At 50.9% G+C, this 12776-nt stretch carries 17 protein-coding genes; 2 read left to right on the top strand and 15 right to left on the bottom strand.

Translation table 11 applies throughout. From position 1 onward, the window contains the following. Nucleotides 1-10: 10 nt before the first annotated feature. The 6 genes from QQZ12_RS12090 to QQZ12_RS12065 all read right to left on the bottom strand — a co-directional run bounded on the left by QQZ12_RS12090 (nucleotide 11) and on the right by QQZ12_RS12065 (nucleotide 4405). Nucleotides 11-1270 carry a phage portal protein gene (locus QQZ12_RS12090; protein ID WP_284724474.1) on the bottom strand — a complete coding sequence of 420 codons (1260 nt, stop codon included), beginning with the start codon at nucleotides 1268-1270 and terminating at the stop codon, nucleotides 11-13. Between the two features lie 16 nt (nucleotides 1271-1286). Further along, on the bottom strand, nucleotides 1287-2561 hold the full coding sequence (locus tag QQZ12_RS12085; protein WP_102993578.1) for a phage terminase large subunit: 1275 nt from the start codon (nucleotides 2559-2561) through the stop codon (nucleotides 1287-1289). 3 nt (nucleotides 2562-2564) lie between these two features. Further along, a complete protein-coding gene (locus QQZ12_RS12080; protein WP_054095781.1) occupies nucleotides 2565-2993 on the bottom strand; it encodes a hypothetical protein in 429 nt (142 codons plus the stop codon). 295 nt (nucleotides 2994-3288) lie between these two features. Beyond that, nucleotides 3289-3741 carry an ArpU family phage packaging/lysis transcriptional regulator gene (locus QQZ12_RS12075; RefSeq protein WP_102993579.1) on the bottom strand — a complete coding sequence of 151 codons (453 nt, stop codon included), beginning with the start codon at nucleotides 3739-3741 and terminating at the stop codon, nucleotides 3289-3291. Between the two features lie 126 nt (nucleotides 3742-3867). Next, entirely contained in the window at nucleotides 3868-4158 is a 291-nt protein-coding gene (locus QQZ12_RS12070; RefSeq protein WP_102993580.1) for a hypothetical protein, read from the bottom strand. Nucleotides 4159-4234: 76 nt separating this feature from the next. Next, the gene (locus QQZ12_RS12065) at nucleotides 4235-4405 is read right to left on the bottom strand and encodes a hypothetical protein (protein WP_284724473.1); all 171 of its coding nucleotides are present in this window, start codon (nucleotides 4403-4405) and stop codon (nucleotides 4235-4237) included. A 224-nt stretch (nucleotides 4406-4629) separates the two neighbouring features. Between QQZ12_RS12065 and QQZ12_RS12060 the strand changes: the two genes are divergently transcribed. Beyond that, nucleotides 4630-4989, top strand: coding sequence for a helix-turn-helix domain-containing protein (locus tag QQZ12_RS12060; protein WP_029071984.1), 360 nt, complete (start codon nucleotides 4630-4632; stop codon nucleotides 4987-4989). Nucleotides 4990-5045: 56 nt separating this feature from the next. On the opposite strand, the gene QQZ12_RS12055 is transcribed toward QQZ12_RS12060, so the two are convergent. Continuing rightward, nucleotides 5046-5234, bottom strand: a complete 189-nt coding sequence (locus QQZ12_RS12055; protein WP_022737462.1) for a hypothetical protein — start codon at nucleotides 5232-5234, stop codon at nucleotides 5046-5048. 362 nt (nucleotides 5235-5596) lie between these two features. On the opposite strand from QQZ12_RS12055, the gene QQZ12_RS12050 reads away from it, so the two are divergent. Continuing rightward, complete coding sequence (locus QQZ12_RS12050) at nucleotides 5597-5968, top strand: helix-turn-helix domain-containing protein (protein WP_102993581.1); 372 nt, start codon at nucleotides 5597-5599, stop codon at nucleotides 5966-5968. 28 nt (nucleotides 5969-5996) lie between these two features. Here the strand turns inward: QQZ12_RS12050 and QQZ12_RS12045 are convergent, their stop codons facing one another. The 8 genes from QQZ12_RS12045 to argB form a co-directional block, all read right to left on the bottom strand. After that, nucleotides 5997-6185 carry a hypothetical protein gene (locus tag QQZ12_RS12045; protein ID WP_102993582.1) on the bottom strand — a complete coding sequence of 63 codons (189 nt, stop codon included), beginning with the start codon at nucleotides 6183-6185 and terminating at the stop codon, nucleotides 5997-5999. Nucleotides 6186-6580: 395 nt separating this feature from the next. Next, nucleotides 6581-6787: a hypothetical protein gene (locus QQZ12_RS12040; protein WP_106341767.1), complete on the bottom strand. Its 207-nt coding sequence runs from the start codon at nucleotides 6785-6787 to the stop codon at nucleotides 6581-6583. 431 nt (nucleotides 6788-7218) lie between these two features. After that, nucleotides 7219-7836, bottom strand: coding sequence for a hypothetical protein (locus tag QQZ12_RS12035; RefSeq protein WP_102993584.1), 618 nt, complete (start codon nucleotides 7834-7836; stop codon nucleotides 7219-7221). Between the two features lie 47 nt (nucleotides 7837-7883). Beyond that, entirely contained in the window at nucleotides 7884-8474 is a 591-nt protein-coding gene (locus QQZ12_RS12030; protein WP_102993585.1) for a hypothetical protein, read from the bottom strand. After that, the gene (gene pilM / locus QQZ12_RS12025) at nucleotides 8471-9469 is read right to left on the bottom strand and encodes a type IV pilus biogenesis protein PilM (protein WP_102993586.1); all 999 of its coding nucleotides are present in this window, start codon (nucleotides 9467-9469) and stop codon (nucleotides 8471-8473) included. Before pilM ends, QQZ12_RS12030 begins: the two co-directional genes overlap by 4 nt. Before the next feature lie 275 nt (nucleotides 9470-9744). After that, on the bottom strand, nucleotides 9745-10704 hold the full coding sequence (argF, locus tag QQZ12_RS12020; protein ID WP_284724472.1) for an ornithine carbamoyltransferase: 960 nt from the start codon (nucleotides 10702-10704) through the stop codon (nucleotides 9745-9747). A 116-nt stretch (nucleotides 10705-10820) separates the two neighbouring features. Further along, entirely contained in the window at nucleotides 10821-12005 is a 1185-nt protein-coding gene (argD, locus tag QQZ12_RS12015; protein WP_102993588.1) for an acetylornithine transaminase, read from the bottom strand. Then, complete coding sequence (argB, locus tag QQZ12_RS12010) at nucleotides 11974-12771, bottom strand: acetylglutamate kinase (protein ID WP_181352807.1); 798 nt, start codon at nucleotides 12769-12771, stop codon at nucleotides 11974-11976. The genes argD and argB overlap by 32 nt, the downstream gene beginning before the upstream one ends. Between the last annotated feature and the right edge of the window lie 5 nt (nucleotides 12772-12776).

Below are 12776 nucleotides of genomic sequence, written 5' to 3'. Positions count from 1 at the left end.
TCAGATCACTTCATTTCAGAGCTTTTACGGACTTTCCTTGCTGACCTTTTAGTTGAAACGTATACAGGTCCCCCAACAGTTCGTCCTGTTCCAGACCGAGCTGGGTTCGCGCCTCGTCCAGTTTCATGATCCCGGCGGTGAAGGCTCCCTGAATCCGTTCGAACTTGGCATTCACATTCTCTTGCAAGGCTTGAATCTTGCTGAGGTCAAATCGGGCGACGACCCCTTCGTGGGCCAGCAATTGGGAAGTCAGCTTGCTTTCAATTCGTCTCAAGGCAGGAATGATGGTCTCATCCCACAAGTGGCGACGCGCTTCGCTGTAGTTGCTGTATTTGCCGCCGTATTTGATCCCCACCCAGCTCGGCAACAACACCGGGTCAACCCCAAAGGCACCGCAGATGCGGGTTTCGGTCATGCTACGCAACGCCTCAAACTCCATCTCCTGAAACGACAAGCCGATCTGCTCATACTTAAGGCCTTGACCCAACACCGCCGGCTTAAAGCGATTTTTTCCGCGTGAGCCGCGAAACCAGTCCATCCAACGCTCTCGGGTGCGTTCCACTTCTTCTTCACGCATCTTTTGATCGGTGGACAAGATGCCGTAGGGCACTGCCGCGTTGTTGAAAAAGGTACGGGTGAAATCCGTCGCCTGATTGTCGATGTTTAATTCCCTCAGCACCCGCGCGAGCGGAGACAAGCCCTCAACTTCATTCAGCGGGTCTGGAAACTTGAGATGGATGATTTGTTGCGGCAAAAATTTAAACTGCTTGCCATTCAAGGAGTATTGGTAATAGCGAATCTTGTTGTTCTCGTCGAAAGCCGGCACAACCATGTCTGGGCGTAACACATCCAGCTCCGTTACCGGGCCAAATTGGGCGTTTTTATCACGATGCAACAGAATATAAGCATTGCCTGAGGTGTTGAGGTAGGTGTGGACCAATTCCCACAGCTCATAGGTGGACAGATAGGGATTGGGACGGTTGATCAGCTGTTTCAGCCAATGGTCGGGCACCTCGACATGGCCCATCTCTGATGGCTGGTACACTTTTAGCTCCGCTTCTGGCGCAGATGTGGCGATCATGATGATGCAGGCGGAAGCAATGCTGTTCTTGCGGTACCCTTCATCGGTCAATCGGCTCAAATCGTAATGTTGATTAGTGCGAACTTGCGTCCAAGTCGTCATATAGGACGGCACAGAAGCCGCTTTCCCTTCGAGCCGATCCGCTTGTTTCTCCATAAACCGCTTGATGCGGGTTTCCAAGTCGTACATACGACTCACCTCCACATTAGATAAAAAGCTGTATAGGCTGATGTTCTTTGAGACCCCAGCAGGCCAGCGCCAACGACATCACACAGTCGTCGTGACCCCCAGGGGGATGGGAATAAGAGAGATGTCCAGTCGGGGTGAGGTGAAATTGGAATGTGGACAGCTCATGAAGCAACTCCGGCAATTCGGGGAATGTGATCGCCCGTTCCGCGATCAGAAGCGTGAGGTGCTGAATCAGTTGCTTCTTGGATATCGAGGTGAAAACAAACCCTTCCACATCGATCCCCCGGTCATACACACTCTCGCAAACGGCATCCCCCACCCCTGTGGAATCCATCCACACTTTGGCGTGGTTATACCTCCGAACCAATGCTTCCAAGCAATCAATCTGCGTCTTCCAATCCACTTGGTTGAATCGTTCGAACGCCACCACATGCCTCCGGTTTACATCGATCACCGTGATGACGGAGTAATCGACATGCTTGGCAACATCAAACCCGATCACATATTCCCCGTGCTCCCGCGGCGCCTCTAGTTCCCCCTCGACACAATGGCGGATGCCGCGGAACACGCCGGCGGATTCCTCTAAGAATTCAGCGTCAAACTCTTGCCGCACCACATCGGCTGGCAAGCTCTTTTTCACTTCCTCCAGCTCGGATGCCGGCAGGTACGGATTGCTAGCGCTGGGGAATCGAAATGATTCATAATCAGGGAAATCGCGGTCTTGGCCGCGCATGTACAAATCAAAAAACCAATTCCGCCCTTTGGGGGTGGAGATAAACACCGCCTTGCCCTTCCGGTCGGCCAGTGCCGGGCGCAAGGCCTCTTCCCACGCCTCCCGCTTGATCATGGCCGCCTCGTCGACCACCAAAAAAGAAACGCCCTCCCCCCGGAGAGCGTCAACATTCTCAGCTGACCGAAACTCCAAGATCGAGCCGTTTTCCAACTCAATCCGCATGTAGCTTTTCAAGTCGTTCACAACAAAATCGCGTATGGCTTGGCTGATAATGCGATATGCGATCCAAGCCTGACGGTAGTAAGGGGCCACCCACCAACACAATGCGCGTTCGTTCTCCAAGGCGAACTTCATCATCTCCATCGAGCAGGCCAGCGTTTTTCCCCACCGCCTGCCGCAAGTGGCGATGCGAAAACGGGCGGGGCTTTGATGCAACACTTGTTGTTTGGGATGGGCATGGTACCCTGCAATTGTCTCTTCGCACTCTGGTTCATCTTGCACAAAGAGCTGGTATTCCTCATGCACATACCCATCCGGGGCGAACAAATCCCTATGCATGCCTCACTCCCCCTCTGCCGCCGACGGGCTTAACTGCACCTTAATCTGTTTCTTTTTCGCTTGCACCTGCGTCTGCCGCTCCTGCATGAGAAGATCCAAATAATCCTGCCGGCCCCAGCGTTTGGGGAAACGCCGCTCCAGACGCCAGGCGGCCGCTTGCCACTTCCCGTCGCGGGCCGCTTGTTCGATCAACGCCAAATCTCGCATTTCCGCTTCCGCCAGCGCCTGTTCCACAGCAAGGGCAAACTCCCGATATTGCCCGGACTTTTGTCGTGCCCCTCTGCGGAGCCAATTGTATAGCGTCTGTTTGGAAATGCCTGCGTAGGCGGCAGCCGTCTCAATATAATTGCCCCCACGGATCACTGTGACGATCTTCTCCTGCAACGCCGGGGTCAACTTCGTTGGTCGTCCGGCTTTTGATCGGTCAGTCATTGTGTACCACCTTCTTTCTATCCCCGCCCTTTCTACCCATCATACTTGCAAACAGCTTGCGCCACCGCGCATGAAAAAAGCTCCGATCAACCAGATCGGAGCTTTCCATTTCATTTCTCTGTCGGTGGAGGCTACTTAAGGGACACGATCCCTTGTATTAAAGATAACACAAGCCTCCCCACCTAAGGTGCCAACGATGGTTCAAACATGATTCACTTTTTCCGCATAGCGGCGTTCCTCACAAGCCCGCCCGTACAACCCGCATGAAAAAAGGGAGGCTGGACCTCCCTATTCTTCACATGATGTTCAATGCGACCGCTAGCTTTTTCAACGCCGATTTTTTCAAGCGTTGATAAGTCGATTTGGAAAAACCAAGCTTGTCATAAATGTAACTGTCAAAATGCCGCATCGGATTAAAGTATTTTTCCTCAATAATGGCCTTTTCCTCCATGTTCAAAACCTCCAGCGCCCGCTCCACCTGTCGAAGCTTCATTTGCTTCGCCGCCCGCAACAGCGCATACTTCTCGGTGGATGACTGGTATTCTGAATAACCTTTGCTTGTCCGATGTTCATAAGAAGAAGTTATGGAAGGTAATAGGTTGGACAACCCTTCCTGCTCCAATTCCCGCTCATTCTCCAACGAAATTTTGAGCAAGGGATACTCGTACAACATTTTTTCTAAGCATTTCAACACCTTTTTCCACTCCATCTGTTCGGTATGAGCAGACGTATCAACCATTTTTCGCATAGAAACGCACCTCACCTCATTATTGTGCTCGCAGGCTGACTCCACGGTGATCAACGAAACAGGAAATCATAAAAACCAATTTCTCCCCAAAGGAGAATAAATAAGCAAAAAAAGAGCGCTTGTCTGCTATGATCTCCCTTTTGGTTCCAATACCTCTTTTATACACGCGAACTCAGTGAAATGCGGATGATCGTTTACCTTCTTGATCAACTTTTTCTTAAGCAGCACGGCCAGGTTCTTATTGACCGTTTCCCGGCTCACCCCCAGTTTAGCAGCCACTTCCCGTTGGTTAAAATGACGCATTCCCTCTTGCTCCTGCTCCAACGATTTGATCCAAATCAACAAGCAAAGTTGAAAGCAATTAATATCCCATTCTTTGCATTGTTGCATGATGTCCGGCGATATCGTCACGTTCATTTCTTTCCCTCCTGTTAAACGAGGTTAAACTCGGCGGCTACGGCCCATATTTCCTGCTCTTCGGTATCCATTACCGTTACCTCTCTTTCCACACACACACCAGATAAACAAGCTGGTTTAGCTCTTCACTGAAAACCAAATCGACGACCTGTCCACTTTCTTGGCCAATTCCGCATAAGGCACACCCTTCACCGCGTTCACGGGCGTAACACGTTAGACTGCGCTGATCCAAATAAGACTTCATCATTCAGCCTTTCCTTAACTGCACCACTATTTTTCTATATGAATAATTATACAACAATATTCTCCTAAAAGGAGATATAAAAGCTGATATTATTTTTCATTTCGTTTATTATTAATTATTTTATCTCCTATTTGATTATACTAAGTGAAGAATATATAATAGAATAAAAACAAATCGGAGATAAGCGAAGCCACCGATACAATCTACCCTAGATGGAGGAGATAGCCATGACCTTAGGAGAGCGCTTGCGCCTGCTCAGGGAATCAAGGAAATTGAGCCAGATCGAACTGGCCCAGGCTTTGGGCATTCCCAATCAATCCATATCCAATTATGAACGAGATTATCGCAAACCCCCATTTGACCTCATCCAGAAATTCGCCGACTACTATGAGGTATCCATGGACTACCTGCTGGGAAGGGAAGAATACCTTTATGACTCGGGAAAAGTAAAAGATGTTAAAGCTTTTTTAGCTGATGGGATCTTTGTATACGATCACATCACCCTTGATGAAGAAGACATTGCCTTCCTGAAACAATCCTTTGAATTCATCATCAAAAAAAAGCTAAAGCAGTCAGAGGGGAAATAAAGCAAACCGAAACAACATATCCAGTGGGCCCGCCTATTGGTTGTGTTGTTTCCCCCTCATTCGGCCCTCTCCTCGGCCAACGCTTTGACGGTCGCGATAAATTCATCCGTTTTCCCTTTTGAACCCAACGCCTCAATCCGGCTGGACAACGTCTTCAAGTTCACGTACTCGCCCACCAGCTCCACATCATAACACACTGCCAAGTAAGACAATACGTCATATAATGTGCCTTGCGCCTTCCCCATACCGCCATCCTCCCTTTTTCCATAAGTGGCGTTCTACCTTCATATTAATCCGAACTTGTCCTACCAAGGTGCCAAATATGTGCCAAATCAACCCCAACAGCTGGTTGCGGCATCAATCCGCCTTCACCCAGCCTGTCCGCATCAGCAACACCTATTTGCACTAAATGCAATTATTTAATTTAAGTATATTTGCATTTAGTGCAAATGTAAATACAAAAACGAAAAAAATAACGGCTTTTTTTGCATAATAAGTAAAAAAACCGATTTACATATACCAATTACGGTTCAGGGATGATACAATAAATTGTAGATAATGCAAATATAAACTAGATTGTGCATGACAAAATACCGGGGTGTTAAGCATGAGTATGTTAGGAGAACGATTGAGGGAATTAAGAAAAAAACACAAAAAAACGCAAGGTGACATCGCTAATCACCTGGATGTAGACACCGCTACCATCTCCAGATGGGAACGGAACCAGTACGAGCCGGACACCAGCCAGCTCAAACAGCTGGCTGCTCACTTCTCCGTCTCCGTGGATTACCTGTTGGGTCACACCGACAGTCCCTCCCCTGACTTCCGTTCTCAGTCGCACATCGACCTACGCGAGGTGCGACAGGCCCTGGCCGAAAAACCCCTCACTTGGGGAGGGAAGGCGATTCCCGAAGCAGATCAAACCCAGATAAGGGAAATCCTCATCGCCATTTTGGATCGATTGATTGGCAACAAATAGAAAAGCAGAAGCTTCTTACACATTCTGTTCAGGTCAACCCGCGCATTCTCTGCTGAATGCGGATCAATTCGTCGATTTCCTTTTGCGTTAAGAGTTTTGTCTCCAACAATAACGCACACAGGCTCTCAACATCCACGCCCGGATCATCTTTTGGGACTTCGCTGTGGCAGTGGGTTGTTTTTGCATTGGCATTGCTGTCTTCAAGATGACCTACCATTCTGATCACTCCCAAGATGAATAAGCTAGCACATGCTGCTAAACCCTGACAACACTTCTGATTTCACCGCTGATTTATCGTGACAAGCTCATCTTTCCAACGTCATACCTATCCGCATCATTGATTGGGATCATCCGAGCCAGGGGCCTTATGCATACGTAGGCCCCTCTTCTTCTGCTCTCTCCTGTTTGGACAAAAGAGTTGTTTAATATTCATTATATACGAACATATGTTCACATTCAAATGCTGTCTGCCCCACTTGTCGCACCATCTTGTTCGCATCAAAGCAAAGCCCGCCTACATTTCCAAGCCGACACTTGAACAATGCAGGCGGGCTGGTCATCCCGTCCACTCATGCCGGCGCTGACCGACAATCCTCCACGATCCTGGTAAACTCAACCGGCTCCGTCTTTCTCCTCCTCACGTTCGCGCCGCGCCAGCGCTGTCCCAAATCGGAGCGCGGCAAACATCACCACAATCACCACCAACCCGATGATAATCACATACCCGGGAAACGGCATTGGTTTCGGCAGCTGCATCCCCACCCCATAAGCGAGTGCAGCCATCACCAACCCTACCGCGGTCCAACCCATCCATTTCATGTTGACGGTTCCCCTTTCCACTGTTCTCCCACATTCCTCCCCTAATTGCAAAAGACGTGGATTCTATCATACTTATGAGGAAACATGCTAAATAAACTAGTTATCTATCCTATTCGTAAAATGGTTCGTTTTTTTGACAAGGGAAACCCGAATCGAACAATACCAGGGAACAGGAAACACTAGCCCATCAGTACCCTAGCATCTTATTCACAACACGTATGAGTCATTTTAAATAACTTCCCATTGGCCGTTGCCTTGATCTGAACTGCAGGATTCTCTTTCTGAATCAATCCTTGTCCAGCACCTATACTTGTATCTACCCGCATTCATTCTAAATACTCCCTTCTATCTTTTTCAGTGTTCCATCCATAGCGACATTTTCTTTTCCATATGGATAAAACCCCTCATCTCTCCTTTGATGAGGGGTTTCGCTATTTTAGATGCTGCTTTACTCTTTCATCCTGATACGAGTACAGTGCCAGATACACGACGCCTGGCTCGGCTTTGGTGTCATCTGTCCATTGATAATTCCAACCGACAACGGTGGCGAGGCGTTCCCCTTGTTGCAGTTGGTGCAACAAGTTGGTGAATTGGTTCTGGGTGGCTTGAACCTCTAGCTTAATCCAGATTGGCCGCAGGGCTTCGGACGAAACGATACCTAATTGTTCGTTCACCACATCCGTATCAGGCGGAATCGCCGGCGAGTCCTTCGCTTGGGCGGGAGACTTGAACAGCTCGCTGATATCATCGAGCAGCTCTATTTTTTTCCAGGATGCGCCCGCCGTATTGACGGCTTGTTCCAACTGGACCACATAATCCGGCTGGTTTTGCATGACGGGGACCTTTTTTTCCAATCCGGCCAACTCTGCCTGTGAAGGTTCGATCGGCAACTGGTAAGTGGAAGCAGTATATTTTTCATACCGCTTCAAATTTCTCGTCAGCCGTTCGCCTTCTTGCTTCAGTTGCTGGTACTCCAGATAGTCCGGTTGCAATTGATGGTAAGCCAGCCCGAGTAAGCCGACCAACCCCAGGCACCAGAGAAAGCTCAATGTTTTCCCCGACTTCCAGCGTTTTGGGGGGATGGGTTGCCGGATGGTCAGTCACCTCCTTGCGATAGCGGAACACTTTCTTTTTCCTTTTGCAGAGCGAAGTGAAACCGCACAATGACTTGATTTTTATCCGCTTCTTTTTTCACTTTGGCCGCAGCGCATTGATCGCCGACACAATCGATCCAGCCTTCGCTGAAATGTTCGTTCTCTTCTTGCGCCAGCTTGCTCACAAAGTCGGACGCTTCTTGCATGGAGGGAAACAAAGCCCAGCCATCCAGCCGATTGCCCAGCCCTTGCAACTGAAACAGCCGAGCACCCGCGGGCATGGTAGTGACAATGGCTTCCGCCGCTTCTTTCCAAGCTTGGCGTTTCCCCTCAGCACGTTCAATGGTGTCGCGGTAGGTGAAAAACGCTTGGTACTTGTCGTAAAACTTCTGTTCTTTGCTTTCTTCTAGCATTGCTTCGCTGACAGCGCGCCGCTTTTCAATCACGGCGTCTTCTATGCGGGTCACTTTCTTCTCCAGCACCCGATCAAAGTATAAAACACCGCCGATCCCAGCTCCCACGACCAACAAAATCAAACTCAGCCACCAGAAAAAAAAGCGGCGGGACAGCGGTTGGGGCGGCAAAAAATTCATCGTCCCATCCCCTCCTTCTCGCCTACCATCAAGCCGAGCGGGACAGCAAGCGAGCTTCCCACAAAGCGCAACGCTTTCTCTTTTAGCGCTTCGGACATGACTAGCTCCGCCGCTGGGGCTTGGGTGACTTTGGCCAATTGGTTCTGCTCTAGCCAATGTTCCAATAAAAACATATCCAATCCCTCGCCCGCCAGCACCCATTCCGCTTGCGGACACGCAAACATCCGCTGCTTCTTCTCATCCATCAGTCCGTACAGCTTGGCCAGCAATGCTTCACCATACGCATTGATCTCTTCCTCACTCTCTAACAGAGGATGAAGCGGATTGGGGTGCGGTCGATCCTCTCCCTCCATATAATCCGCCACCGGCAGGGAAAACACTTGGGTGTCGATCAATTGATTGTCGCTGAAAAAGCTCGCTTCCACACCCAGTTTGGAAATTTGCAAAATCAGCGACTGCGGGGCGATGAGTCCACGATAAGCATTGGACCAGCGATAGAGGCAGAAAGGAGCGATATCAATCTGCACCGGATCTAAGCCGCAAAAGCGGAAGCATCGTACCAGTGCATCCCTGTACGAGCGGGACATCAGAGCCAACATGATCTCTTGGCGATCCCCATCCGCCCACACATGATCGATGAGCTGATAGTCAAACACCGGATCGGGAAACGGAAGCTCCAACAGAGGAATCAGTTGCTCTTTGATGTAAGTGCGGTATTGCCGTTTCCGCATTTCCGGCACCATCAACCTTTTGAAAATCACTTCCCGGCAATTGATGCCGATACGAACGCGCTCCGTGTGCAATCGCCGCCCCAGCAAGGCCTCCTGTATGGTTTGGATCAATTCTTCACGTTCCAGGAAGTACGGCTCTCTGGCCCAAATGCTAGGCAAAGGATGAACCACCATCTGTTGTAGTTCCATGGATTTTCGTCGTTTTTTCACTTCCACCAGTTTGAAAAAAGAGGCGGAGAGCTCTATTCCTATTTGATAAGACATCACGCGTTAACTCCTTTGCTCTCAACCAGATGCTGGCTCATCATCACGATCTGTTCGATATCTTCATTATATTAAACCAGATCATGAAAAGAGTGACGAAATAGAAAACTATGCTTCGTTTCACCCTTCATTTCTTTCGATGACTTTTCCCCATTTTTGTCTTGATTAATCCTCTGGTTGCCAACTCGCCACAAAGAAAAAAGCCGGCCAATTGGCCAGCGAGATTGTACGTATATCAGCCCCGGGCTCTGTTTTTTGAAGCGTCCGGCCGGGGCTCACGATGATGATAACAACAAACCGAGCAACAAGGCCTGTTGTGCGTGCAGGCGGTTTTCCGCTTGCTGGAATACCACCGATTGCGGGCCGTCGATTACGTCGGCGCTTACTTCCAAGCCGCGATAAGCGGGCAAGCAGTGCATGAAAATCGCATCTGGTTTCGCGCGGCTCATCAGCTCCTGGTTGACCTGGTACCCAGCAAATGCCTGCGCCCGTTGCTCCTTCTCCTCTTCTTGCCCCATGCTCGCCCACACGTCCGTGTACACAGCATCGGCGTCTTTGACCGATTGCGCCGGATCATAACTGAAGGAGAAGGTAGAACCAGTGACGCGGGCGATGGCCTCCGCTTCTTGCCAGATCGCCGGACTGGGTTCATAGCCTTTCGGCGTGGAAATGGACAGATGCATGCCGGTCAGCGCCGCGATGTGCATCAACGAATGCAACACATTGTTGCCGTCTCCTACATAGCAACAAATACGGCCGGCCAACTCCCCTTTGCACTCAGCCAGGGTCATGATGTCCGCCAAAGCTTGACAGGGATGCTCCCGCTCCGTTAACCCGTTGATCACTGGAATGTCCGCCGCTTCTGCCAATTGGGTAACCAAGTCGTGGCTATGGGTGCGGATCAAAATCGCATCCACATACCGCGACAGCACGCGGGCCGTATCCTCTATCGTCTCTCCCCGCCCCAATTGCAACTCTTGTCGATGGAGATTCAGCGCGTGACCACCCAATTGAGCCATGCCCACTTCAAACGAAATGCGCGTCCGGGTCGACGGCTTATCAAAGATCATACCCAAATTTTTTCCTTGCAACGGGGCTTTCTTCACCCACTCCGCTTTGTCGGCCTTCAATTGCAGGGCATGCTGCAAAAACGCTTCCGCCTCCTCAGGCCCCCAATTGGCCAAACCGATGAAATCCTTATCTGTCCATTCCGTCGCCAAAGGCGCTTCGATCATGTTTCCTCAGCCCTTTCGATTTCGTTCTTCGCCGGCCCATTTCCATGAACGCTCCCCTCACCCGGAAGCGGCCATGGAAAAACGGTTTCAGCCGCCATCGGTGAATCCGGCATGCGCTAGTCGGCTGGAACCGGGGCCGTCCATTCCCATTCCTGCACCACTTCTTTAATCAACGAAACGGCACGGACAATTTGGCCGTGCGTTACCACCAAGGGCGGCAACAAGCGCAAGACGTTCTCCCCGGCCACCAGCGTGACCAATCCTTGCTCCAACAGCGATTTAACCACCGGGCCGGCCGAAGTGTTCAGCTCTATCCCTAACATCAGCCCTTCGCCGCGGATTTCCTGTACGCTTGTTAATCCGCGCAGCTCTTTCTCCAACAGTTGTCTAAGCCATGTACCTTTATCCCGTATTTCAGCCATCATGGATGGTTGCGACAACTCTTCCAACACGGCTCGAGCCACCGCCATCGCCAAACGACCACCACCAAATGTCGTCCCATGTGATCCAGGTCCCAATACTTCTTTCCAAGCTGCTTTGGCTAGCATCGCCCCTACAGGGAAACCGTTGCCCAATCCCTTGGCCAAAGTGACCACATCTGGCTCAATCCCGTACTTTTGATAGGCGAACCAATGCCCTGTCCGGCCCATGCCAGTTTGCACCTCATCAATCATCAACAAGATGTTTTTCTCCCGACACCAAGCCGCCAACGCTTGGACAAACGCTGGATCAGCCGGTCGAACGCCTCCTTCCCCTTGCACCAGCTCCAAAAGCACCGCCGCCGTCGTCGCTCCTGTGGCTTGCTTGACCGCCTGAATGTCCCCGTACGGCAAAATGCGAAATCCCGCCGGCAATGGGGAGAAACCATCTTTCACTTTGTCTTGCCCGGTCGCCGTCAACGTCGCCAATGTCCGTCCGTGGAATGAGCGCTGAAAAGTGATGATTTCCGGCTCCTGAATGATTTTCACCATCTTGGCCCAACGGCGGGCGAACTTAATCGCCGCTTCATTGGCTTCCGCCCCACTGTTGGCGAAAAAGACGGCACCCAATCCACTCATCTTGCACAAGAGGTTCGCCACTTCCTGTTGCAAGGAACTGGCAAACAAATTGGACGTGTGCCAGATTCCTTGCGCCTGAGTGATGAGGGCTTGCTCAATCCGCGGGTGTCGGTGACCTAAGTTCACCACGCCGATCCCAGAGGCAAAGTCGAGATATTCCTTGCCAGACTCATCCACCAACACGGCGCCAGTTCCATCAACGAAGTGAATCTCATGCTGGAGATACGTCGGAAACAATCCCATGGTCGATCACCTCTTGATTGACGATGCGGGTACCCGCACCCTGTTTAAACCCATTGGCATGAGCGCCGTTCACAATACGCACTTCGGGAATCCCTTGCGCCAGCGATTGCAAAGCCGACCTCGCTTTCGGAATCATGCCTCCCGTGATCGCCCCGTCCGCAATCCCCTGTTCTATGGTCGCGGGGTCTGCTTCCTGGAGCAATTGGCCACCGATTTGGATGCCGTCAACGTCACTTAATAAAATCAGCTGGTCGGCACACATAGCAACAGCAATCGCCGCCGCAGCCTCATCCGCGTTGATGTTGTACACTTGACCATCTCCATCCACTCCCACAGAGGCGATGACTGGCATCCAGCCTTGCTTAAGCACATGATCGAGCGCCTCCACATTCACGTCGGTGACACGGCCGACATAACCCAACTCAGGGGCCGCGGGTTCCGCCTTCAACAGCTCTAAGTCCACCCCGCTTATGCCAATGGCCGCCACTTGTTGGTTGATCAGTTGCGTCACCAATTGCTTGTTCACATGTCCGGACAAAGCCATCTGCACCAGCGACAACGTCTCTTCATCGGTCACGCGCCGCCCCTCGATGAACAAGGGCTTTTTCCCTTGCTTTTCCATCAATCGCGATATCATCGGGCCGCCGCCATGAACGATGACCACTTGCGTTCCTGCGCGCCATGCGTCAAAACATTGGGCAAAAAACGCCGGATGAATCCGTTCCAGAACACTGCCTCCCACTTTTAGCACAATCAGCTGTTCCATCAGCC

The sequence above is a fragment of the Laceyella tengchongensis genome, from assembly GCF_900182735.1.
GTDB lineage: Bacteria > Bacillota > Bacilli > Thermoactinomycetales > Thermoactinomycetaceae > Laceyella > Laceyella tengchongensis.
The sequence above is the reverse complement of the archived record's forward strand: the minus strand, read 5'-3'. Positions and strand labels throughout refer to the sequence as shown.

What these genes read in the sequence shown, in the direction of transcription:
- pilM (WP_102993586.1), bottom strand. Translation starts at nt 9,469, where the DNA reads ATGTCTTATCAAATAGGAATAGAGCTCTCCGCCTCTTTTTTCAAACTG.
- QQZ12_RS12040 (WP_106341767.1), bottom strand. Translation starts at nt 6,787, where the DNA reads ATGAAATGGATGGGTTGGACCGCGGTAGGGTTGGTGATGGCTGCACTC.
- QQZ12_RS12045 (WP_102993582.1), bottom strand. Translation starts at nt 6,185, where the DNA reads ATGGTAGGTCATCTTGAAGACAGCAATGCCAATGCAAAAACAACCCAC.
- QQZ12_RS12075 (WP_102993579.1), bottom strand. Translation starts at nt 3,741, where the DNA reads ATGCGAAAAATGGTTGATACGTCTGCTCATACCGAACAGATGGAGTGG.
- QQZ12_RS12030 (WP_102993585.1), bottom strand. Translation starts at nt 8,474, where the DNA reads ATGAATTTTTTGCCGCCCCAACCGCTGTCCCGCCGCTTTTTTTTCTGG.
- QQZ12_RS12070 (WP_102993580.1), bottom strand. Translation starts at nt 4,158, where the DNA reads ATGAACGTGACGATATCGCCGGACATCATGCAACAATGCAAAGAATGG.
- argB (WP_181352807.1), bottom strand. Translation starts at nt 12,771, where the DNA reads ATGGAACAGCTGATTGTGCTAAAAGTGGGAGGCAGTGTTCTGGAACGG.
- QQZ12_RS12060 (WP_029071984.1), top strand. Translation starts at nt 4,630, where the DNA reads ATGACCTTAGGAGAGCGCTTGCGCCTGCTCAGGGAATCAAGGAAATTG.
- QQZ12_RS12080 (WP_054095781.1), bottom strand. Translation starts at nt 2,993, where the DNA reads ATGACTGACCGATCAAAAGCCGGACGACCAACGAAGTTGACCCCGGCG.
- QQZ12_RS12065 (WP_284724473.1), bottom strand. Translation starts at nt 4,405, where the DNA reads ATGATGAAGTCTTATTTGGATCAGCGCAGTCTAACGTGTTACGCCCGT.
- QQZ12_RS12055 (WP_022737462.1), bottom strand. Translation starts at nt 5,234, where the DNA reads ATGGGGAAGGCGCAAGGCACATTATATGACGTATTGTCTTACTTGGCA.
- argD (WP_102993588.1), bottom strand. Translation starts at nt 12,005, where the DNA reads ATGGGATTGTTTCCGACGTATCTCCAGCATGAGATTCACTTCGTTGAT.
- QQZ12_RS12050 (WP_102993581.1), top strand. Translation starts at nt 5,597, where the DNA reads ATGAGTATGTTAGGAGAACGATTGAGGGAATTAAGAAAAAAACACAAA.
- argF (WP_284724472.1), bottom strand. Translation starts at nt 10,704, where the DNA reads ATGATCGAAGCGCCTTTGGCGACGGAATGGACAGATAAGGATTTCATC.
- QQZ12_RS12085 (WP_102993578.1), bottom strand. Translation starts at nt 2,561, where the DNA reads ATGCATAGGGATTTGTTCGCCCCGGATGGGTATGTGCATGAGGAATAC.
- QQZ12_RS12090 (WP_284724474.1), bottom strand. Translation starts at nt 1,270, where the DNA reads ATGTACGACTTGGAAACCCGCATCAAGCGGTTTATGGAGAAACAAGCG.